Annotated in this window: 21 protein-coding genes and 1 pseudogene; 15 read left to right on the top strand and 7 right to left on the bottom strand. The window is 50.4% G+C overall.

Annotation, left to right across the window (positions count from 1 at the left end):
- Positions 1 to 34 precede the first annotated feature (34 nt).
- On the top strand, positions 35 to 4,066 hold the full coding sequence (locus IQ268_RS11515) for a DNA-directed RNA polymerase subunit beta' (protein WP_193878825.1): 4,032 nt from the start codon (positions 35 to 37) through the stop codon (positions 4,064 to 4,066).
- A gap of 271 nt (positions 4,067 to 4,337) precedes the next feature.
- Positions 4,338 to 4,469, top strand: a complete 132-nt coding sequence (locus tag IQ268_RS32860) for a hypothetical protein (RefSeq protein ID WP_255527174.1) — start codon at positions 4,338 to 4,340, stop codon at positions 4,467 to 4,469.
- 8 nt (positions 4,470 to 4,477) lie between these two features.
- Here IQ268_RS32860 and IQ268_RS11510 read toward each other — a convergent pair whose 3' ends face one another.
- Positions 4,478 to 5,752, bottom strand: a complete 1,275-nt coding sequence (locus IQ268_RS11510; RefSeq protein ID WP_193878640.1) for an HhoA/HhoB/HtrA family serine endopeptidase — start codon at positions 5,750 to 5,752, stop codon at positions 4,478 to 4,480.
- Between the two features lie 350 nt (positions 5,753 to 6,102).
- Between IQ268_RS11510 and IQ268_RS11505 the strand changes: the two genes are divergently transcribed.
- From IQ268_RS11505 to IQ268_RS11495, 3 genes are all read left to right on the top strand, one after another.
- The gene (locus tag IQ268_RS11505; RefSeq protein WP_193878638.1) at positions 6,103 to 6,459 is read left to right on the top strand and encodes a metal-sensitive transcriptional regulator; all 357 of its coding nucleotides are present in this window, start codon (positions 6,103 to 6,105) and stop codon (positions 6,457 to 6,459) included.
- Between the two features lie 29 nt (positions 6,460 to 6,488).
- Complete coding sequence (locus tag IQ268_RS11500; RefSeq protein WP_193878636.1) at positions 6,489 to 7,058, top strand: pyridoxamine 5'-phosphate oxidase family protein; 570 nt, start codon at positions 6,489 to 6,491, stop codon at positions 7,056 to 7,058.
- A gap of 306 nt (positions 7,059 to 7,364) precedes the next feature.
- On the top strand, positions 7,365 to 8,051 hold the full coding sequence (locus tag IQ268_RS11495) for an HAD family hydrolase (protein WP_193878634.1): 687 nt from the start codon (positions 7,365 to 7,367) through the stop codon (positions 8,049 to 8,051).
- Between the two features lies 1 nt (position 8,052).
- Here IQ268_RS11495 and IQ268_RS11490 read toward each other — a convergent pair whose 3' ends face one another.
- Positions 8,053 to 8,658 carry a CPP1-like family protein gene (locus IQ268_RS11490; protein WP_193878632.1) on the bottom strand — a complete coding sequence of 202 codons (606 nt, stop codon included), beginning with the start codon at positions 8,656 to 8,658 and terminating at the stop codon, positions 8,053 to 8,055.
- Between the two features lie 392 nt (positions 8,659 to 9,050).
- On the opposite strand from IQ268_RS11490, the gene IQ268_RS11485 reads away from it, so the two are divergent.
- Positions 9,051 to 9,767 (top strand): response regulator transcription factor, encoded by a 717-nt coding sequence (locus IQ268_RS11485; RefSeq protein ID WP_193878823.1) that lies wholly within the window; start codon positions 9,051 to 9,053, stop codon positions 9,765 to 9,767.
- Between the two features lie 95 nt (positions 9,768 to 9,862).
- Here IQ268_RS11485 and IQ268_RS11480 read toward each other — a convergent pair whose 3' ends face one another.
- A complete protein-coding gene (locus tag IQ268_RS11480; RefSeq protein WP_193878821.1) occupies positions 9,863 to 10,876 on the bottom strand; it encodes a type I glyceraldehyde-3-phosphate dehydrogenase in 1,014 nt (337 codons plus the stop codon).
- A gap of 478 nt (positions 10,877 to 11,354) precedes the next feature.
- On the opposite strand from IQ268_RS11480, the gene IQ268_RS11475 reads away from it, so the two are divergent.
- Together IQ268_RS11475 and accC are read left to right on the top strand one after the other, a co-directional pair.
- On the top strand, positions 11,355 to 12,074 hold the full coding sequence (locus IQ268_RS11475; RefSeq protein WP_193878630.1) for a heme oxygenase (biliverdin-producing): 720 nt from the start codon (positions 11,355 to 11,357) through the stop codon (positions 12,072 to 12,074).
- Between the two features lie 286 nt (positions 12,075 to 12,360).
- Positions 12,361 to 13,728: an acetyl-CoA carboxylase biotin carboxylase subunit gene (gene accC, locus IQ268_RS11470; protein WP_193878628.1), complete on the top strand. Its 1,368-nt coding sequence runs from the start codon at positions 12,361 to 12,363 to the stop codon at positions 13,726 to 13,728.
- Between the two features lie 21 nt (positions 13,729 to 13,749).
- On the opposite strand, the gene IQ268_RS11465 is transcribed toward accC, so the two are convergent.
- Positions 13,750 to 14,037 (bottom strand): YggT family protein, encoded by a 288-nt coding sequence (locus tag IQ268_RS11465; RefSeq protein WP_193878626.1) that lies wholly within the window; start codon positions 14,035 to 14,037, stop codon positions 13,750 to 13,752.
- 186 nt (positions 14,038 to 14,223) lie between these two features.
- Between IQ268_RS11465 and psbX the strand changes: the two genes are divergently transcribed.
- From psbX to IQ268_RS11440, 5 genes are all read left to right on the top strand, one after another.
- Positions 14,224 to 14,343 (top strand): photosystem II reaction center X protein, encoded by a 120-nt coding sequence (gene psbX / locus IQ268_RS11460; protein ID WP_193878624.1) that lies wholly within the window; start codon positions 14,224 to 14,226, stop codon positions 14,341 to 14,343.
- 296 nt (positions 14,344 to 14,639) lie between these two features.
- Positions 14,640 to 15,428, top strand: a complete 789-nt coding sequence (locus IQ268_RS11455; protein ID WP_193878622.1) for a Ycf66 family protein — start codon at positions 14,640 to 14,642, stop codon at positions 15,426 to 15,428.
- Positions 15,400 to 15,978, top strand: a complete 579-nt coding sequence (locus IQ268_RS11450) for a biopolymer transporter Tol (protein ID WP_228035274.1) — start codon at positions 15,400 to 15,402, stop codon at positions 15,976 to 15,978. The genes IQ268_RS11455 and IQ268_RS11450 overlap by 29 nt, the downstream gene beginning before the upstream one ends.
- 215 nt (positions 15,979 to 16,193) lie before the next feature.
- Positions 16,194 to 16,721 (top strand): Tol biopolymer transporter periplasmic protein, encoded by a 528-nt coding sequence (locus tag IQ268_RS11445; protein WP_228035273.1) that lies wholly within the window; start codon positions 16,194 to 16,196, stop codon positions 16,719 to 16,721.
- A gap of 350 nt (positions 16,722 to 17,071) precedes the next feature.
- Complete coding sequence (locus tag IQ268_RS11440; protein WP_193878620.1) at positions 17,072 to 18,607, top strand: trypsin-like peptidase domain-containing protein; 1,536 nt, start codon at positions 17,072 to 17,074, stop codon at positions 18,605 to 18,607.
- A gap of 121 nt (positions 18,608 to 18,728) precedes the next feature.
- Here the strand turns inward: IQ268_RS11440 and IQ268_RS11435 are convergent, their stop codons facing one another.
- Together IQ268_RS11435 and IQ268_RS11430 are read right to left on the bottom strand one after the other, a co-directional pair.
- Positions 18,729 to 18,920 (bottom strand): chlorophyll a/b-binding protein, encoded by a 192-nt coding sequence (locus IQ268_RS11435; protein WP_193878618.1) that lies wholly within the window; start codon positions 18,918 to 18,920, stop codon positions 18,729 to 18,731.
- Positions 18,921 to 19,027: 107 nt separating this feature from the next.
- A complete protein-coding gene (locus IQ268_RS11430; protein ID WP_193878616.1) occupies positions 19,028 to 20,053 on the bottom strand; it encodes a succinate dehydrogenase/fumarate reductase iron-sulfur subunit in 1,026 nt (341 codons plus the stop codon).
- 714 nt (positions 20,054 to 20,767) lie between these two features.
- Here IQ268_RS11430 and IQ268_RS11425 point away from each other — a divergent pair.
- Positions 20,768 to 21,181 carry an AbrB family transcriptional regulator gene (locus IQ268_RS11425; RefSeq protein ID WP_193878614.1) on the top strand — a complete coding sequence of 138 codons (414 nt, stop codon included), beginning with the start codon at positions 20,768 to 20,770 and terminating at the stop codon, positions 21,179 to 21,181.
- A gap of 51 nt (positions 21,182 to 21,232) precedes the next feature.
- On the opposite strand, the gene IQ268_RS32855 is transcribed toward IQ268_RS11425, so the two are convergent.
- Positions 21,233 to 21,355 carry a hypothetical protein gene (locus tag IQ268_RS32855; protein ID WP_255527173.1) on the bottom strand — a complete coding sequence of 41 codons (123 nt, stop codon included), beginning with the start codon at positions 21,353 to 21,355 and terminating at the stop codon, positions 21,233 to 21,235.
- A 339-nt stretch (positions 21,356 to 21,694) separates the two neighbouring features.
- On the opposite strand from IQ268_RS32855, the pseudogene IQ268_RS11420 reads away from it, so the two are divergent.
- A pseudogene (locus tag IQ268_RS11420) lies at positions 21,695 to 21,953 on the top strand (CPBP family intramembrane glutamate endopeptidase); the annotation flags it as partial.

Raw genomic sequence — 21,953 nt, 5'->3', positions numbered from 1 at the left:
GAGGTATACATCAATTGAGGGGCAGAGGTACATGATGGCCGATCAAAATTCAACACAACAGCCTGAGCAAAAGGCAATTTTTCAAAATCATGTTGTCAATAAAGGACAACTGCGCAGGCTAGTGGCGTGGGCATTTACCAATTACGGCACTGCGCGAACCGCCAACATGGCAGACGATCTTAAGGATCTGGGCTTCCGGTATGCCACTAAAGCAGGGGTTTCCATCAGCGTAGACGATTTACAAGTGCCGCCTAGCAAGCGGCAACTGTTGCAAGCTGCCGAAGAGCAGATTCGAATTACAGAAAGTCGGTATACCCGTGGCGATATCACAGAAGTAGAGCGCTTTCAAAAGGTAATTGATACCTGGAACGATACGAGTGAAGAACTTAAAGACGAGGTTGTTCGCCACTTCAAGTCTAATGACCCGCTAAACTCGGTCTACATGATGGCGTTTTCGGGTGCCCGGGGAAATATTTCCCAGGTGCGCCAGTTGGTCGGAATGCGGGGGCTGATGGCCAATCCCCAAGGAGAGATCATCGACCTTCCTATTAAAACCAACTTCCGCGAAGGTCTAACGGTTACGGAGTATATCATCTCGTCCTACGGTGCCCGTAAAGGGTTGGTTGATACGGCTCTGCGAACTGCTGACTCAGGGTATTTGACCCGTCGCCTGGTCGATGTTTCACAGGATGTGATTATCCGAGAACTCGATTGCGGTACCGAACGCGGCATTCCGATTCGAAGTATGACCGACGGTGAACGAGTTCTGATTCCGTTGAAAGAGCGCCTGTTGGGTCGAGTCGTGGCTGAAGACGTGCTGCATCCCGAAACGGGTGAGGTCATGGCTACCCGCAACCAGGCTATTTCCTATGAACTGGCTCAGGAATTTGGTAAGGCCAAGGTTTCGCAAGTTGTGGTGCGATCGCCCCTGACCTGCGAAGCAACCCGATCGGTCTGTCAGCACTGCTACGGCTGGAGTTTAGCCCATGCCTACATGGTAGATTTGGGCGAAGCGGTAGGTATTATTGCAGCTCAGTCGATTGGTGAACCGGGAACCCAGCTCACCATGCGGACATTCCACACGGGTGGAACGTTTACTGGAGAGCAAGTACCCCAGATTCGTGCGCCGTTTGATGGAGTGGTGCATTTCAAGTCGAAGCAGTTCCGCTCACGAGCCTTCCGCACCCGTCATGGGGATGAGGCATTGGTTCTTGAAGTGAACGTCACGATCACCGTTGAATCCAGCGGCGGGCGCAAAGAAAACTTCACCATTCCACCCGGCTCAATTCTTTTTGCCCACGATGGTCAAACCGTTAGCCTGGGACAAATGTTAGCCGAAATGCCTGCCACTGGCCGGGTTCGTAAGGTCACAGAGAAGGCTACTAAAGACGTTGCCTCTGACCTGGCCGGAGAAGTGAAGTTTGCAGACGTTGTGCCAGAAGAAAAGAAAGACCGTCAGGGAAATACAACCCGTATTGCCCAAAGAGGCGGTTTGCTTTGGATTCTCTCGGGTGAGGTTTATAACCTGCCACCCGGCGCGGAGCCTGTGGTAAAGAACGGCGATCGCGTCGATTCAGACAGCATTCTGGCGGAAACCAAGCTGGTGACTGAGCATGGTGGAGTCGTCCGCATCCCGCCCGAAAGTGAAGGGAAAGGCGGTCGTGAGGTTGAAATCATCACCGCTTCTGTGCTGCTAGATGAAGCGCGGGTGATGGCAGAGAGCTATCAGGGACGTGAGCATTATGTGATTGAAACCAATCATAATCAGCGCTTCTCCCTTATTGCGACCCCAGGCACCAAAGTTACCAACAACCAGGTCGTTGCAGAATTAATTGACGATCGCTACCACACTCAAACTGGCGGTATTCTCAAATACTCTGGTGTAGAGGTTGGCAAACGCGGCAAAGCGAAGCAGGGCTACGAAGTTGTTCAGGGCGGCACGCTGCTTTGGATTCCCGAAGAATCGCACGAAGTCAACAAAGATATCTCCCTGCTGCTCGTGGAAGACGGGCAGTATGTTGAAGCCGGCAGTGAGGTCGTTAAAGATATCTTCTGTCAAAGCAGTGGTGTAATTGAGGTCACTCAGAAGAACGACATTCTGCGGGAGATTGTGATCAAGCCCGGCGAAATGCACATGGTTGATAACCCTGAAGCCGTCATGGGCAAAGATGGAACTATCGTCACGCCGGGACAGGAAGTCATGCCCGGATTGACATCTCCCGAGTTGCGCTACGTCGAGTACATTGAATCTCCTGAAGGGCCAGCATTGTTGCTGCGTCCGGTGACTGAGTTCAAGGTTCCCAACGAGCCATCGGTACCCAGTCAGGAATCAACCAACGAAGAGTCTGGGCGCTCAATCCGTCTGCGAGCCATTCAGCGTATTCCCTATAAGGATGGTGAGCGGGTCAAATCCGTTGAAGGGTTAGAACTCCTGCGAACTCAGCTAGTGTTGGAAATTGATCGGGAAACACCGCAACTGGCTGCTGATATTGAACTCGTTCCCGACGAGACCGATCCAGCGGTAATGCGTTTGCAATTGGTGATTCTAGAATCTCTGGTGATTCGACGGGACGTAGTTGCAGACCAAACCCAGGGCAGTACACTGACCCGCCTGTTGGTACACGACGGTGACCAGATTGTCCCTGGTGCTGTTGTTGCCCGCACAGAGATTCAGTGTAAGGAAGCCGGGGAAATTCGCGGTATTCGGGAAGGGGCTGAGGCTATCCGTCGTGTTCTTGTAGTGCGAGATGCCGATCGCTTCACGGTCGATCTTCAGGGCAAATCGCCCACGGTTAAGCTTGGCAACCTGTTAGTCGCAGGTGCTGAAGTTGCACCCGGTGTAGTCATTGAAGAGTCAGGTCAAATCGTCAAGATCACGGATTCTGAGGTCGTTCTGCGAATTGCTCGTCCCTATCGGGTGTCGGCAGGTGCCGTGCTCCACATTGACGACGGCGATCTCGTTCAACGGGGCGACAACCTGGTGCTGTTGGTGTTTGAGCGCGCTAAGACTGGAGATATCATTCAGGGTCTACCCAGAATTGAAGAGCTACTGGAAGCGCGGAAGCCGAAGGAAGCCTGCATCTTAGCGGCGCGTCCTGGGGTCGCCCAGGTCGTCTACGGTGAGGATGATACCGTCGAAGTCAAAGTGATTGAGGATGATGGAGTCATTACAGACTATCCGCTTGGCCCTGGGCAAAATGTCCTGGTGATGGATGAACAGCGTGTAGGGGCGGCAGAACCGCTAACCGATGGGCCAGCTAATCCACACGAAATCCTGGAGATTTTCTTCAAGTTGCACAAGGAGTCTAAGGGCATCCATGAAGCAGCACTGATCAGCCTGGAGAAGGTGCAAACCTTCCTGGTGAATGAGGTGCAGTCGGTTTACCAATCTCAAGGTATCGAGATTTCGGACAAGCACATTGAAGTAATTGTGCGACAGATGACCTCTAAGGGCAGAGTGGATGACGGTGGCGACACGACAATGCTGCCCGGCGAGCTAGTTGAACTGCATCAGATTGAGCAGTTTAACCAGGCGATGTCTGTTGCTGGGGGCGCTCCAGCAGAATATACTCCCATGCTGTTGGGTATTACAAAAGCCTCACTCAACACGGACAGCTTTATCTCGGCGGCCAGTTTCCAGGAAACGACCAGGGTTCTGACGGAAGCTGCGATCGAAGGTAAATCTGACTGGTTGCGAGGTCTAAAGGAGAACGTGATTATTGGTCGTCTAATTCCAGCAGGTACAGGCTTCAACGCTTACGAAGAACCTAGCCCCATTGATGTCGATTTGACCTACGATGGCAGCGTTTTTGAGGACGATGTTAGCCTGCAAGACGTTGTGCTGGATGACCGAACCGCTCGCACCTATGAGCTAGAGGGCGGATTTGACATGTTCCCACCGTCGCCCGGTGCCCCTGCACGCGATCGCCAGGAGGGCGGTCTCGACTTTACCCGCTCAAGCTACGGCTTTGGCTCTAATGGTGACGACTATTCTCCTATCCTGGATGACGACGATGACGACTTCGAAGAAGTTGACACCGACGACGATGACGATGATGAGGACTAAAATCTTAGCCTGTTGATGGATTTTAGAGGTTTCAAAGTATCAAATGTGCTGCATTCGCCCCCTACCCCCGCTCTTGGCAACGTCCGAGCCATTCTGTTTCAAACTCCTCCAGAGTTGGGGATTAGGGGACGGTTCAAGTGACAATCAGCCCTGTGAAACATCCTCTTAGAATCTATTAATTTAGGTGTTTCAAAAGCCCCCTTGAACAGCTTCAAGGGGGCTTTTTTATGTGGCGTTATAACTGGTCTCTAAGATGATGAAGATGGGAGAAATGGCTGCTCCTTCTGGTATGCCTGAACTTCAAGATCCCAATCCTGGAGGACTTCCGAGCCAGTTCTATTTCAAAGTCCCCAGCGTTGGGACGTTTAGAGGGCGGTTCGAGTTGAAACGAACCGCCCTCTAAACCATCCTCTAAGAATTGCGTCCAGGCGAAGGGAGTGCAGCCGTACGAACCGAGATCTGCTGTGTGCGATCGCCGCGCCGTATCGTCAGGCGAAGGGGTTGCCCCACTCGGCTACTGTCTACCCGTAACTGAAGGCGATCGGCACTGGTCACGGGCTGTCCATCAATTTGAACAATGACATCTCCACGACGAATTCCAGCCTGAGCCGCTGGTGAATTAGGAATGACACCCATCACCAAAACACCGTTCACCTCAGGCAGAATCACTGTAGCGTTAATGTCATCATTATTTTGCTTGGCTAAATCCGGAGTCAGCGTTGCAATTTGAACACCCAGGTAAGGGTGCTGTACCGACTCACCGCGCACTAGCTGATCGGTGATTTCTTTAGCCTTATTCACCGGAATTGCAAACCCGATACCATTCGCGTTGGCTCGAATAGCCGTGTTAATGCCAATCACTTCACCCCGATCGTTCAACAGTGGCCCACCCGAATTTCCCGGATTAATGGCCGCGTCTGTTTGAATAAACTCCAAGCGCTTATCGGGAATGCCAACCATCGCACTAGAGCGGTTGAGCGTACTGACAATACCCAGCGTCACAGTGTTGTCCAGTCCTAGCGGGTTGCCCACCGCGATCGCCCAATCGCCCACCTGAATTTCGTCAGAATCGCCTAAAGGTGCAACGGGCAACCCGCCACCGCTGACATTGATTTTGACAACCGCCAGGTCTGTTACTTCATCAGCCCCGCGCACTTCTCCATCAAATGCCCGTCCATCCTTGAGCCTGACCGTAACGCGATCGGCTCGATCGACAACATGAGCATTCGTAAGAATAACGCCACTGCCATCAACAATGAACCCTGATCCCTGCCCCTGTAATCTCTCCCCTGAGGGGCCTTGCGGCATCATGCCATCCCCAAAAAAGCGGCGAAAGAAGGGGTCGTTAAACAACGGATCAGACGTACGAGTAATTGTTCGTTCCGTGTCAATTCGCACGACCGCTGGCCCCACTCGTTCAACGGCTGCCGCCACAAAGCTACCTGCTCTAACGGTTGCGGCTGGAGCCTGAGCCACAATCGGCTCTAACGTCTCCGCAGTTGAGCCAACATCAGCCGACTCACTATTGAAAGCGGGCACGAATCCCGGAGTTGCAATAGATTTTGCCCAACTGGATGACACTGGAACAGCCAGCAGTAAAATTGTTAGCCATCCGACTGCAAATACACGAGCGAATTTAGATTGAAAATAGTGCCGAATTTTACACAAAAGTTGCTCAGTATCCATTTAAAGCCTCCAGGTGAAACCTCATCTGGGGAAGATGCTCAGGCGATCGTAGCGTCCTGAGTCCCAGAAGACGAATCATAATTCAAATTGTAGCGACTACAACAGCATTGCCAAAGGCGTCTAACGCTTCAAAGCACTGGAGTTTCTACAGAGTGGGCTAGAATTGGTGGAAGGCTCCAGAAACGAATAAGTTGTTGAAACGCCAGGTCGCCTTCGTTCAACCAGGTTGTGTGATCGGAATACAACAATTGAGCTATTTCACCAATCGTTGGTTCCTCATTTAGAGAATCTAGATGGACTATTGCTCAGTCCTGTGTTAACTATCCAAATATATTCCCAAACGTATTCAAATGACAGCTTTTGAGTTACCTCAGCCCCAACCGATTCCCGATCAGCCTGAGCATCATCATGGCAATGAGCCGTCCCCGCATCCGCATGTCCACAGCGAGGAATCTCTACGACGAGTTGTGAATCGCCTCTCTCGCATCGAAGGACACATTCGCGGCATCAAGGTTATGGTGCAAGAGAGCCGTCCCTGTCCTGATGTGTTGATTCAGGTTGCTGCCGTTCGTGGTGCGCTCGATCGGGTTGCACGCATCATTTTAGACGAACATTTGACCGAATGCGTGGGGCGGGCAGCAAAGGAAGGCAATATTGAAGTTGAACTGGAAGAACTTAAAGCAGCCCTCGATCGCTTCTTGCCGTAAGTGCTATCCCATTCCATCCTTCAGTTAACATGGCTAAGTTTTACACCGAGCTGACCGACGAGCTAGAGCAGTTTATTGCCGAACAAAAGCTGTTTTTTACGGCAACCGCTCCATCGAAGGGGCGAGTAAACCTTTCTCCCAAGGGGATTGATACCTTTAGATGCCTCGATCGCAACACCGTTGCCTATTTAGACTTAACCGGCAGCGGCAACGAAACGGCGGCTCATCTCAAAGAGAATGGCCGTATGACCATTATGTTTTGCAGTTTTTCAGAACAGCCGCTTATTCTGCGGCTTTATGGACTGGGGAAAGCGATTCAACCCCGATCTGACGAATGGCAACAGGTTTGCCCCCACTTCGACTTGCTGCCCGGTAAACGGCAAATCGTCGTGCTGAGCGTTGAGGCGGTGCAAACATCATGCGGGTTTGGCGTTCCAATGTACGAATTCAAGCAAGGTCGAGAAACGCTATTAACTTGGGCCGAAAAGAAAGGCGAAGACGGAATTTTGAAGTATTGGCAAGAGAAAAATCAGCATAGCATTGACGGTTTGCCCACGGGGCTTCTCTGCGACCAGCAAGCACCCGTCAGCCCTCAATGAGAAATCCGCTCACGTCGCTTCAACACCCACGCTTCACCCAGATAGAGGGCTGAAGTCCTCAACAGACGTTGCTCGGCGAGGCTAATCGTCCCTTCGTCAGTGTGTTGAGCTAAAAAATCTGTTGGCCTTGGTTGTCCTGATAGCGTCCCAGGGTTAAGAGCTAAAGAGTGACCGGGAAGGGTCTAACTTCTTCCTATTTGACCTCGGAATGAACCGTCTAGATCCAAGCTGTTGTTCTGGAAACAGACATATCTGTTATAAAATTAAATAAAAATTAAATAAACGTTACTCGATAACCTCTGCCAAATGCTGAGAATTATTACGGACTTTGACGGGCCAATCATGGACGTTTCAGAGCGATATTACCGCGTTTATTTATATTGTTTGGCAGAGTCTTGTCATCCAGGGCAAGCGGTGAACAGGCTCTCTAAAAGCGAGTTTTGGCGGTTGAAGCGATCGCAGGTACCAGAGCGCCAGATCGGCCACCTCTCCGGGTTAGATCAGAAACAGGCCAGCACCTTTGCATCGCTGCGGCGCACCACGGTTCATACGGCACCCTACCTGAAATACGATACGCCTGTCCCCGGAGCCATTGAGACCCTAGAACGGCTTCAGACCCTCCGCATAGACTTAGCTGTGATGACCATGCGGCGAGAGTGCGAGCTAGAAGATGCTTTCAATCGCTATCACCTCACATCCTTCTTTCCCAGCGATCGCCGCTATTGCCTCAGCAATGATTACGTCAAGGCATCCGATGTTAAAGACAAACCGTTGTTGATGCAAAAGGCGCTTTCCGAGCGTCCTTCAACCGCTGAAACATGGATGATAGGTGATACTGAGGCGGATATTATTGCAGCCAAAATTCATGGCGTTAAATCCATTGGGGTGCTTTGCGGGATTCGCGATCGCACCCAACTCTCACAGCACGAGCCTGATTGGCTTACACCCAATCTCAGCACAGCAGTAGACTTGATTCTGTCTCAGGCAGCATAATCTACCGCAAAAAACTGCTCATCAGCCAGAGGATAAAGAGTGCCACCAGTGCCGCCAGCGAAGTCACTTCAAGATTGAACCCGGCCAGTTGAGCCGCAACCAGGGCACCCAGTTGTAAGCCCAACACCACGCCAACAATCAAGCCAACCAGGGTCAGCAGAAACGCTCGACCAAACTTGTGCTCTTTGCGGTTGAGAAAGTAGAGACTGAACCCTACGCCCAACGCCAAAGCCAGCGACGGAGCGCTGAAACTGAGTAAGGAAACGCCCAAAAACAAACCTGCTGGCCACAAAATATCCGACTGGCTAGGGGTATCAACGAAACGCTGTAACCAGTCTGGAGTTTGTTTAGGAGGCGCTGGAGTAAACTCAGGAGGAGGCTCGACTACCCGCTCTGGAAACCGAATTCGATCTGGAACTTTTATCTTTCCTTCTTGACGCTGCCGCAACCGATCCATCAGGATGGCATCGTAGGCAGATTCGATCGCTTCTACTTGTTTGCGATCGGCGCTATATTGCATGATTAAGCGATTACGTGCATCCTGAATTTCGTCAAATGAGGCGCTCTCGTCTACCCCAAGCTTTTCGTAGTGATTTTGCTCACTCATCTACAACCTCCAGAAGACTCCCTCTATATTCGATTATGATTGGCAATAAGGAAAATCAGGAGACCTACGGGAGTTCAGTATTTACTGCCCCACGCTAAGCTGCTTGCCATTAGTGTAACCGCCTGACTCCTTTTCGGAAACAGAGTTAACAAAAGATTCTTACGAGCGGTGGATCTGCCCCTAAGCTCATTAGAATCATGAGCACGGGTATTTGCATTGCTGATTTATGAAACGATAATTGTTCCAAGAACTGCATAACGTGCTGGATATACAAATTTGTTGTGAATCTACTTATATAGAGATGGCGATCGTCAGATTCCAGCATGTTATCTATCCAGCCTTCGCAACCACCTCATTGATGTTTCTTCATAGCTCAACATAAGGTTATGTCCATGGCCCCAGCCAAGATTCTCGTAGTTGATGATGATCCTTCAATTCGGACGTTAATTCATCGTTTTTTGTCAAAGCAGGGCTATCAGATGGAATCTGCTGAGGACGGAAAAACGGCAATGGCAATTTTTGAGCAGTTCAATCCAGACTTAGTGATTCTAGATGTTAACTTGCCAGACGCAACTGGTTATGCCCTTTGCCAGGAAATGCAAAGTCGCACTGGAGTGTTCGTACTGATGTTGACTAGCCGCAGCGATGAAGCCGACAAGATCCGAGGCTTCTCCCAGGGCGCAGACGATTACTTAACGAAACCGTTTAGCCTGGGCGAGCTAGAAGTCAGAGTGGGGGCAATCCTTAAACGTCAACGCCCCGTCACCACAGCCGAACAGCAATGCCTTTCGTTCAATGGATTAACGATTGATCCGGTTCGGCGAGAAGTTACCCTGAATGGCGATATTGTGCCCTTAACTGCTTTAGAATTCGACTTGCTGCATTTCCTGGCAAGCCATCCTGGCCGCGTCTGGCGACGGGCAGAGCTGATTCAAAAAGTGTGGGACTACGAATACGTTGGCGACCAACGCGTTGTAGATGTCCACATCGGGCAAATTCGCAAGAAGATTGAGATTGACACCACTCAACCCGCTTTAATTCAAACGGTGCGTGGAGTAGGGTACAAATTTGAAGCACCCGGCATGTCCCAGGGCGACATCGACCTGTAACTCAACCTTCAAACCAAAAGCAAATGCAGATTGGCAGGATTCAGACCTTAAGCTGTTTGCCTACCAACCTGCACTCTTATGCCGCCTTAAGTCACTTAAGCCACCCAGTGCTCAGCCACTACTTCTGCCATATCAACAACGCGCTGGCTATAGCCCCACTCGTTGTCATACCAGGCCACCACTTTCACCATGTCACCCCCCATCACCATGGTGAGGCTGGCATCCACAATCGATGACGCGTCGTGCCCACGATAATCGCAGGAAACCAGAGGTAAATCGCTGTACGCCAAAATGCCCTTGAGTGGCCCTTCAGCCGCACTCCGCAGCGCGTCATTGACCTGCTCTGTGATCGTTGGCTTTTCTACTTGAACGACCAAGTCTACGACTGAGACGTTAGGAGTAGGAACCCGCAGCGCAATTCCGTTCAGTTTTCCGCTTAACGCTGGCAACACCAGAGCGACCGCCTTAGCAGCACCTGTTGTTGTTGGCACGATGTTGAGAGCCGCTGCTCTTGCACGACGCAAGTCACGGTGGCTGGCATCCAGCAAGCGCTGGTCGCCCGTATAGCTGTGAGTGGTCGTCATCGTCCCCTTGACAATGCCGAAGGTTTCATGCAAAACCTTGGCAACAGGAGCCAAACAGTTTGTGGTACAGCTCGCATTGCTGATCACGATATGCTTTTGATGGTCGTAGTCATGGTGGTTCACACCGACGACAAACGTCCCATCGTCGCCTTTGCCAGGAGCGGTAATTAGAACCTTACGGGCACCTGCTTCTAAATGCTTTGCAGCACCTTCCCGGCTGGTAAACACTCCGGTAGACTCAATCACCAGATCGATATCCCACGCTTTCCAGGGGAGATTAAGAGGGTTGCGATCGGACGTGCATTTAACAGTCTTACCGTTAACGGTTATGGAGCTATCGTCAGCAGAGATATCTGCATCGAGCCTGCCTAGCATCGAGTCATATCGCAACAGGTGAGCATTAGTCCTGGGGTCAGAGGTATCGTTGATAGCCACCAGTTCCAGATTACTTGCTTCTCTGGTAGTCCAGCACCGCATGAAGTTGCGTCCGATACGTCCAAAACCGTTGATCGCTACTCTAATCACTGCGTCTTGCCCTCTGTATTTACTAAAATAGTTCGCCAGATGATGAACCAGATCATACACTTTTGCGAGTTTGCCTCTCAAGAGTTAGTCTTAGCAAGGGATCAAATCTGACTATCAAAATCTGACCACCGAAATGAATAGGCAGCAAAAAACGCTCCAAAAACAAATGGGTGCTTTACGCTGCTTTTGCTATTCTTGCAGATTCACTCCCCAGTGCGACTGGTTCAATAAGTAATTATGCTTACCTTTAATCTTAGCAGGATTGTATCAATTCACAGCCAATTGGCATCAATGTCTTTAAGGTTGCCGGGTGAATCGATCGCCTGACCTCAGAATCAGCCGCGTTACGTAAAAATTTTTAATAAAACCACTCATCAAATCAGACTACTGTAACAATTTAGGTGGCTTTTCAGCGCTTCTGTAAATGCAGATACTCCAGTAGACAAAATTTCGTGTCGAGAACATTAGGAAATTTAGCATGACCAGTAATTTAGCAACCAAGCTGCGAGAGGGCACCAAAAAAGCCCATACGATGGCTGAGAACGTTGGTTTTGTAAAATGCTTTCTTAAAGGGGTTGTTGAGAAAAGCTCTTACCGGAAGTTAGTGTCCAACTTTTACTTTGTCTACTCGGCAATGGAAGAAGAAATGGAACGGCACCGCCAGCATCCGGTTCTGTCCAAGGTGTATTTTTCTGAACTGAACCGCAAGGAAAGCCTTGAGCAGGACTTGTACTACTACTATGGCGGTAACTGGCGAGAGCAGGTTGCTCCTTCGCCCGCGGCTCAAGCATACATCCAGCGAATCCGCGATATTTCCAACACAGAGCCAGAGCTGCTTGTCGCTCATTCCTACACTCGCTACCTGGGCGATTTGTCGGGTGGACAAATTCTCAAAAACATTGCTCAGCGGGCAATGAACCTGTCCAGCGGCGAAGGAACGGCTTTCTATGAGTTTGAAGCTATTCCGGACGAAAAACAGTTTAAGGCGAAGTATCGTCAGTCTTTAGACGAGCTGCCGATTGACGATGACATGGCCGATCGCATCGTGGATGAGGCTAATGCTGCGTTTGGGATGAATATGAAACTCTTCCAAGAGCTAGAAGGCAACCTGGTCAAGGCGATCGGCCAAATGCTGTTCAATAGCTTGACTCGTCGTCGGTCTCGGGGTGCCACAGAACTGGCTACTGGCAACAGCTAAGTTCGTGAGCAATATCGCTGATTCGGAGCCTGGGGTTAGTTCTCGATCTGACCTCATCTTCTAACCAGATTTAGACAAGGGCACTCTTGATCAGGGTGCCCTTGCTTGTGGCAAATGATGCCTAAGCGGGCGCGGCTGCGTGGTAGGATTAACTCCTGAATATTCGTGTTCCGAATCCCTGTCTCTGTTTACGAGATTGCGCCTCTCCGCTACACTGCTGAAGCTTGACTGCTAAGGTGACTCGGAAAATTCTATTTCACGTCATCCTCACCTGACTATACGGAAGATGCGTTTTGACAAGATTCTGATTGCTAATCGAGGAGAAATTGCTCTTCGCATTCTCCGCACTTGTGAGGAGATGGGGATTGCTACCGTCGCTGTCCATTCAACGATCGATCGCCACGCCCTTCATGTTCAGTTGGCCGACGAAGCCGTTTGTATTGGTGAACCGCCGAGCAGCAAGAGTTACCTCAACATTCCCAATATCATTGCAGCGGCTCTGACTCGTAACGCGACGGCTATTCACCCTGGTTACGGCTTTCTAGCCGAAAACGCCCGCTTCGCAGAAATTTGTGCCGACCACCAGATTGCGTTTATTGGCCCATCTCCAGAGGCGATGCAGGCTATGGGCGATAAGTCTACAGCTCGCAAGACGATGCAACGAATCGGCGTTCCTACGGTACCGGGGAGTGAAGGACTCTTGACCGATGACCGGGAAGCATTGGCGATCGCCGACAAAATCGGCTACCCCGTGATGATTAAAGCCACGGCGGGCGGGGGTGGACGGGGTATGCGCCTGGTGCGGCACGAAAGCGAACTGGTCAAATCGTTTTTGGCCGCGCAAGGTGAAGCTGAAGCGGCGTTTGGCAACCCAGGGGTGTACTTAGAAAAGTTTATTGAACGCCCTCGTCACATCGAGTTTCAAATCCTGGCAGACATGTATGGCAATGTCATTCATTTAGGCGAGCGAGACTGTTCAATTCAGCGTCGCCACCAAAAACTGCTAGAGGAAGCGCCCAGTCCTGCCCTGAGTCAGGAATTGCGAGATAAGATGGGCACCGCTGCCGTCCGGGTAGCCCAAGCCATTCGATATGTAGGAGCCGGAACCGTTGAATTTTTGCTCGACCAATCCGGCCATTTTTACTTCATGGAAATGAATACCCGGATTCAGGTCGAGCATCCAGTCACCGAGATGATTACCGGGCTAGATCTGATTGCGGAACAAATCCGAATTGCTCAAGGTGCAGAACTGGCGCTTACTCAAGAGCAGGTGCAATTTCGAGGACACACGATTGAGTGTCGCATTAATGCAGAAGACCCAGACCACAACTTTCGCCCTCAACCCGGACGAATTAGTGGATATTTGCCGCCCGGTGGCCCTGGTGTGCGGATGGACTCACATGTGTATACTGATTACGAAATTCCGCCCTACTACGATTCCTTGATCGGTAAGCTGATTGTCTGGGCACCCGATCGCGCATCTGCAATTCAGCGCATGAGGCGAGCGCTGCGTGAGTGTGCTATCACCGGGCTGCCCACCACCATCAGCTTTCATCAAAAGATTCTGGACAGCATAGAGTTTGCCCAAGGCCACGTGTATACCAATTTCGTTGAAGAACTGATGCGATCGCTCCAGGAGAAAGCAGAACGATAAGCCATTGCCGTCAGTACGTCATCAGTACGTCATCATGGTTAAAAGGCCCTGTTGACCCAGCAGCAGTTCTCGTAACAGGCTAAAAATTCCTACCCAAATGATGGGGGTAATATCGACCCCACCCAGAGGAGGCACAATCTGACGCAGCGGCACCAGGAACGGTTCGGTAGGCCAGGCAACCAGATTATAGGGCAGTTGGTTGAGATCCGCCTGGGGATACCAGGTCAACACAATACGAAGAATAAACAGCAGAATCATCACCCCTACCAGGGGGCCGAGAATCCAGGTGGCGATCGCAGCAGAAGTCATGGTAACCGTTAAATCTTTAATTTTTGTTACTGAGCCACTTCATATTTTACCGCGATTCGCTTTCGACGCTAAACCCGGATCAGCTCGCCATTCTGCCGAAATATTCCGAGCAAGTCTCTTCTCAAAGGATTAATAGACCGATAAGATTGTTTATGAAGAGGTTGCCCGAACAAGGACAAAGATTTTATGACACCATCTTTAGCAAACTTTCTGTACAGCCTGCTAGCCGGTGCAGTCGTTGTAGTCGTTCCCATCGTAGTTGGTCTGATCTTCATCAGCCAAAAAGACAAGATTCAGCGCTCTTAACCATCCACTCATTTGCTGCACCAGCATTCAACGCTGGTGCAGCTATAGCTTCAACACAGCAAGCTTCAACACAGTATAGTTTGATGATTTGTCAGCCTCAGAAACTAGAAATGAAAAACAGCCATCCGCTGTCAACATTTCGAATCTGGGGCTTTTTATCGCCATCGCCTACCCTCGGGTGAGCCGATGAATTGCCAAGGGTTCATCAGATCACATCTGAGGTTTAACGGCTCGGCTATAGTAGAGGTTTCATTCTTAAAATCGCTAAGATTAGGACGTACTCACGGAGAAAAGCAATGGTAAATGTCGGGCTGAGCTGGAGCAGCATGGTGGGCATTGCGCTCGCGGTTTCAGGGGCAGGATTATATTTCTTGCGCTCTGTACGTCCCAATTTAGCAAGGGATCACGACATTTTCTTTGCCGCAGTTGCCCTATTGTGCGGCGGTATTTTGTTCTTTCAAGGCTGGCGGCAAGACCCAATTCTGCAATTTGGGCAGTTCATGCTAACGGGTTCCACCATCTGGTTTGCCTTTGAAGCAATTCGTCTGCGTGGAGTTGCCACCGAGCAGGCCAAACGCTCTACGCCCGTTGTTGACGATGAGCGTCCGGTTAGCCGGGTTTATCGAGCCGAGCTGGATGAGCTAACGCCCCTGGAAGAGCAGCGAACCGTGACGCGTCGCATTCGGGGAACGCGTGACGGTCGCCCTGCGCCAGTGGAAGAGTATGGTGATGAAGTGCGCCGTCGCCCTCCGAGTAGCCGCAGTATTAGCGATGAACGGTATGGAGCAACCAGCAGCGATCGCCCTCGGAAGCGTCGCCCATCTGCTCGTCCGGAAGGTCGCCCATCGGAGCAACCGGGTGTCAATAGCGTATGGGATGATGATTTTGCCGATTCGTCCCGTGGTTCTGCTGCCTCCCGCTCGTCTGCAAGAAGTTCCGGTTCTGCTAGCAGCAAAAGTAGACGAAGCAGATCCCAGGGCGGCTCGGCCAGACGCAGCGTCCGTTCAGAGCAATCATCTGCCGACTACGTTGATTATCAACCCGTCGATTACTCAGATGATGAGCCGGGAACTGGGTTCGAGTAACCAGCGCTTGCGTCCCATCAACAGCCGCACTTACCGTCCGCTGAGTTTAGCGGTGGTTTTTTGTGGGTTGATCATCCTTAGTGCTTGCCAACCGAGCAGCGAACCAATCGTCAGGTCATCTGGCACACTGAACAGCCGATACAACGACGAGCAGCCCAGCCTCAGCGGAGATGGTCGGTTTATGGCCTATGTTTCCAACCGAAACGGCGGGCGCGATATCCTGCTTTATGATCTGCGGCAACAGCAGTTCATTGAATTACCCCGGTTGAATCGGGGAGACGCTGTTGCAGAAAGTCCTAGTATTAGCAACACAGCCCGGTATATTGTGTATGTCGCCAGCGATCGCGCCAGGCCCGAAATTCAGCTTTACGATCGGGTAACGGGTCAAATTCAAGGACTGACTGTTGGCTATCGAGGTTGGGTACGGAACCCCAGTATCAGTCCCAACGGGCGCTATATCACCTTCGAAACGGGACAGCAGGGACAATGGGATGTCGAAGTCATCGATCGCGGCTCCAGAATTGAGCTAGATCTTCCCGACAGAAATTAGGCGGTGCTTCATGGCGTGTCGTCGTGGTGGCTCCCATCTGGCTCCTGCCATCGCGGCAGCAATCGACTCGCACCAGCTGTGATGGAGCCTGATTCAGTGGCGGCCACGAAACGGCAATGAATCGGTCAAAAAATCTTTGAGGCATGTAACGCATTTGGCCTTACACTCGTATTGTTTTGCCCTAAAGACTAGCCAACGGGCATCCCCTATTCCTCTTGTTTGTAAACGTTTTTGCTTTTGCTCTGGCGATCGCGCTGTTGAGTCTAGTAAGTGGTTGCACTGGCTCTCGCATCCTCAGCTTTCCGGTTGATGCCAGTGGCCGCAGCCTAAATAGCCCGTTTGCGGATCTCTCACCACAGGTCACGAATCGGTACATTGTTTTTGCCTCAGACCGCAACGGTAGTCAGGATATTTATCTGTTCGATTGGGTTGAGCGGCGGCTAGTCGAGCTACCAGAGTTGAATGCTATTGATACGGTTGCGTCCCATCCCGCCATCTCGCAGGATGGCCGCTACATTGTATTTGCGGCAAGCCAGGAGGGGAAAGCCAACATTTATTTACACGATCGCCAGTTGCGTCAAACCCGTAACCTGACCACATCCCTGAAGGCAGAAGTCCGGCATCCAACCATTAGTGCGGATGGAAGCACGATCGCATTTGAATCTAATCTCAACGGTCAGTGGGATATTGTGCTGTACGATCGCGCAGGGCAGCCGCTACCTGTACCGACTGCTCCACGTTAATCGAAAGGAAAAAGTTAGCCAGATCGAGAAGAACAGGCTAGATTTTAAGGAACAAGCCAAGCATTTCTAAAGACATCAATCATAGATACAATCGCTAACCGGTAGATTGTACTCGCCAGTTCTATCTATTCAAGTTTTCTGGCCTGGTGTTTAACCCCTACTGACGTCAATAGCTTTCGCCATTCAAAACCTTTGATCCTGGCAATGCATCGATCCGGAACAAAGTCATTTGCAGAGGATGAAAGTAAGCGTGTGAAGGAAAATAGAAAGTAGGCAGAGTGGCATCGCCTTTATTGGTATCTGTTAGGTATTTAAAGCTCTGTACGATAGCCGTCAACCACACTCGCAGCATGAACAGCAAATTTCTCCGTCTGACTGCATCAGGTTTCCTTGTGCTCGGAGCCGCAACTGGGATGAACATCCTGAATGCGATCGCTCCAGTTGATCTTTTAAGCCTGACTCGTTTGGGGCAGCCCACATCTCACACTGCTTTGGCACAAGATGCCGAAGAAAGTATTAACGTTCGAGTTTATCAACAAGCTGCCCCAGCCGTCGTCTCAATTAAGGCTGGAGAGGGTGAAGGTAGCGGCACAATCATTAATTCAGATGGATTGGTGTTGACGAACGCGCACGTTGTGCAGGACTCTCGCAACGTTACCGTTATTTTAGCGGATGGCAGAGAAATACAAGGAGAGGTCGTTGCATTTGGCGAAAACGGGTTAGATTTAGCTGCCGTTCGTATCTCCGGCCAGACGAATTTACCCAGTGTACGGCTGGCTGCCCCGAATTCGGTTGAGGTCGGCCAACGAGCTTTTGCCATTGGAAATCCCTTTGGCCGGTTTCAAGGCACATTCACCACTGGAATCATTAGCCGGATTGATCGAGAGCGAGGTTTGATTCAAACCGATGCAGCGATTAACCCAGGCAACTCGGGGGGGCCGTTATTGAACAGCCGTGGAGAAATGATTGGCGTGAATAACGCAATTTTCACCACTGGACGAACATCCGGCAATATTGGCATTGGCTTTGCCCTATCGGTTGATCAGGTGCAGCCATTTCTGGCAGCCGTTCGAGAAGGGCGGGCACCCACCACGGCACAGCGCCAGCGCCTCATTCCAACCCCGGATGATGCCCAACGGGTGACGCTCAACGGTGCCCCAATCCAGGGGAGCCTTACCTCGAACAGCTACATTCTGCCTGCCGACGATAGCTACTTCAACGCCTATAGCTTTGATGGCACAGCCGGACAGCAAGTCATCATAGAGATGAACAGCTCTGAGTTCGACTCCTATTTGATATTGCTGGCACCGGATGGAACAGACCTGGCACAAGATGATGATGGTGGTGGTGACACCAACGCCCGTCTGATCACAACCCTGCCCAGTACAGGGACATACATTATTCTGGCGAATTCCTATTCGTCTAGAGAAACAGGAAACTATAGCCTCAGAGTTGCAACGACAGGAGCCGGGAGCCAACCGCAAGCCAGAACACAACAAAGCCAACAGGCAAGGCTGCAATCGAACTCCCAGACTCCGGCTCCGACTCCAGCTCCGACTCCCACGGGAGGCGTGATCTTGCAGGAAGAAGGAGTCCTTGGCCCTGGCTCGCCCGTCTTCCGTTCTGATGGAAGTCTCTATCAAGAGCATTCGTTTGAGGGTAGTGCAGGCCAAACCGTGACAGTGACGTTAGCAAGCGACGAGTTCGATACTTATTTGATTGTGCTTGGCCCTGGCGATCAGCTACTTGGGCAAAATGACGACATCTCTCCTGAGGATCGCAACTCGGCCTTGACGGTCACTCTTCCTAGCACAGGCACCTATCGCGTGATTGCAAACGCCTATGACTCAACCGGGCAGGGACGGTATACCGTGACCGTGCGTTAGCGTTTAGTAGGACGAGTGGACGCAAAGAGTGAACCTGTTTACAGGCTCACTTTTTGCGCTGGCAGATAGTTTCTCTACCTCCACCCGGCAACCGTTACGGAGACGCTGAACCTGGATCGAACTAGCGTAACCCCACCCAGGTAAAAAAGTCTTGACGAGTGAACCATTCTAGAATCAAAAGCGCGACGAACCCAATCATGGCAAAACGGCCATTGATTTGTTCGGCATAGGCTGTCCAGCCAAAGGCCGGTTCAGGCCGATTGTAGGATTCTAATGAAGTTTCGTTGGCAGAAGGCGTGTCGTTAGAAGTCATCGGTGCAGTACTCGTTAGAAGCAAAACGTTGTGAGCAAGAAAACGTTGTGAGCAAGAAATGGATATACCTCGGAGAATAGCGCACTAAGCCGATAGCTGAAGCAGAATTAAGACTGAGGGGGCGTATCTAACTCGGCCGTTTGAACCCGTTCTATGAGCGATCGCACCTGCGCTGTCCCTGCCGATGGCTCAAAGCTGAAGGGGAACTTGCCTCTGGCCAGCATTCGTAGCCCCAGGGGACCCAGGCTAACAATTCCGTTGATGTCCCGAAATGAGTTGCCTACTACGCGCAAACCAAACCGACGCTCATCAATCCAACCGCCTTGTTTAACCAGATCAATCAAGACTTTGCGGTGGCGAACCGGACGGCTCGTTTGCTCCGTCTGGCGATCGAGAATCTCCTGTTTGATTTTGCCGATTTGATCCATCGGTGCCACGTCCATCGGGCACACCTCGTTGCAGTAATAGCAGCGAGTACAACCCCAAACGCCTTTGGTTCCCTGGCTGTAGTCCTCTAAACGCTCCTCCGTCTTGCTATCTCTGGAATCAGCGACCATTCGATAGGCTTTAGCCAGCGCGTGTGGCCCCACAAACGTTGGATCAACGTCCCGCGCATTGCATTCAGAATAACAAGCACCGCACAAAATACAGTTGCCAGTTTGATTGAGGCGATCGCGCTCTTCTGGAGTTTGAAGAAACTCTCGTTCGGGAACCTGCCTCGCTTCAGTACTCACATACGGATCGACTGCCTTGAGGTTGTCCCAGAAGCTGGTCATATCGACAATCAGATCTTTAATGACGGGCATGTTGCCCATTGGGGCGATCGTGATCGTTGGAATACCGCCATCGTGACTAACCGATGTATTCGCATCAGTAATCTGCTGAAGCCGAGCCACTTCGTGACGAATACTCTCTTTGCAGGCCAGGGCAGAACGGCCATTAATTCGCATACCACAGCTACCACAAATGGTATTGCGACAGTTTTTACGAAAAGCAAGACTACCATCTTGCTCCCACTTGATTCGGTTTAAACAATCGAGAACCGTGTTGCCCGGGTCAACCTCTAACTTATAGGTTTGAAATTGAGGGGCAGAATTAGCCTGTTGCCGGACAATCTTGAACAAAACTTGCATAAAGCAAAACCAAGGTTTCAAAATTAAAAATTAATAGGACAGAGGTTGCTTAACGTTTCTTTAGCTTGTCGATCGTTCTCTGAATTCAGTTCAAAAAGCATCATCCTCTGCAAAGAACAAAGCAAATTCGCGTAGAAACGAGCTTGTTTAACCTTGCTGCTATCTACCAGTCTAAAGCGAAATTTTCTAAGCTTGTATCGCTACAGTAGGTTTTCATCACAGCGATACTTAGTGACACTTATGGGTGACCCATCGACAGAAATAGCCCTCAGTAGCCGTTCAGCCAGGATGATTTCCAAATCGGACGGGTTAGCGATCGCAGGATTCAACGTGCCATGCCTCAATAAATGAACTATTTTGCTTTATTGTTGTGTTGGCTCTAGTGAGATACATCACTGGTTTATCCTGACAACAATGTTAGAACATCAAATGACTAGTTTTGTAATTGACTGAACGCAGATATCAGCTCAGGTTGTACGATTCTTATGCTGAAATTCATTTCGCGGCTTGAATTTTGAGTTATAAAAGAGTTTAATTTTGATATAGAAATCTGTAGGATAAGATTGAATGGGTTGATGAATCACCACGTCAAAGATCTAGCTGATCAAGTGCTTGTCACAACAGAGAGATTTAAGGCTATATTTTTGGTAGAGGAACGTCAAACATCAGCTCTTATTGTCTATTCTTGAAGATCATAGGGATAACTTGAGAACAATGACTGAGACTGCGACTGCTCCGCTAACGGGGAAAGCGTTACTTCAAAAAGTAAAAGAACTCTCACATTTGCCCCGGCGCGAAAAAGCAAAGCGCTGTGGATATTACACAGTTGGAAAGAATAGTCAGACGCGTGTAAATCTCGCCGATTTTTTTGAAGCATTGCTTGAAGCAAAAGGGACTCCCTTAAGTGCTGAAGGCTCTAAAGATGGTCGTGGTCGCGAACCAACCTATCGGGTCAGTGTTCACAAAAATGGACAAATTGTCATTGGTTCAACTTATACCGAAAAGATGGGTTTGAAGCCCGGAGACGAATTTGAGATTAAGTTGGGCTATAAGCACATCCATTTAATCCAAATTGATGCCGACCGAAATGGTTCTGCCAGTTACGCAGATGAAGATGAAGAGGAATAACTTTAGATAGGCTGAGGGGATAGCGCCAGGCGTGTTTTACTTCAACACTAATTAAAGATGATTAACACCAAACTGCAACGATCGCTCAGCTAATGTGTTGATTAGCCACTGCATTAGTGCTGTAGATACAATCCGCATCCTGATGAAAGCGGTTTGACGAATGCACTTTGTCATTGGTTTGACGTAAGACGTATTACTGAATCTGAAGGTTCAGCATCACTGGGGATGCAGTTGCCCTTTGGCGTTCAACTCTCTAGCTGTGAATGGTTCAGGTTCGCGACGATACTTCTTATCCCTGCATAGAAACTACAGCATCCAGTCGTGTGAAACTCAAGTCATTGCCTGATCAATCTATATTTTAGAGGTTGTTTTATAAGGTATCAAATGGGCTGCATTCGCCTCCTACATTTCCTAACCCTGGGGAATATAGGGGGCAGTTTGAGTCACAATCAGCACTTTTAAAGTATCCTCTCACTGAGTTAGCTGCTTGAATTCGTACCGTTTGGATGGGTCATGGAACGCTCTGCTTTATTCAGCATTGCAGCCTTTTTCCTGGCATGGGTGGCTCTATGGATGCCCATTGCTATTCCCTTAGCCATTTGGTTGAAGTGGCACCCGGGGCAACCCCTTGCTCCTGCCCAAAAACTGCCGTTACTGGTGTCACTCTACTTACTGGCTCCCATTGTCGTTTGGGGTGCTACCAGAGTAGAAAACGCGTCTTTTGCGGCCTATGGGCTGCCGTTTCAACCTGACATTTTGCTCTCGTTTAGCA

Origin of the sequence: Oculatella sp. LEGE 06141 (assembly GCF_015207605.1) — a bacterium.
In the GTDB taxonomy this organism is placed as follows: domain Bacteria; phylum Cyanobacteriota; class Cyanobacteriia; order Elainellales; family Elainellaceae; genus Oculatella.
This window is presented reverse-complemented; position numbering and strand designations above follow the sequence as displayed.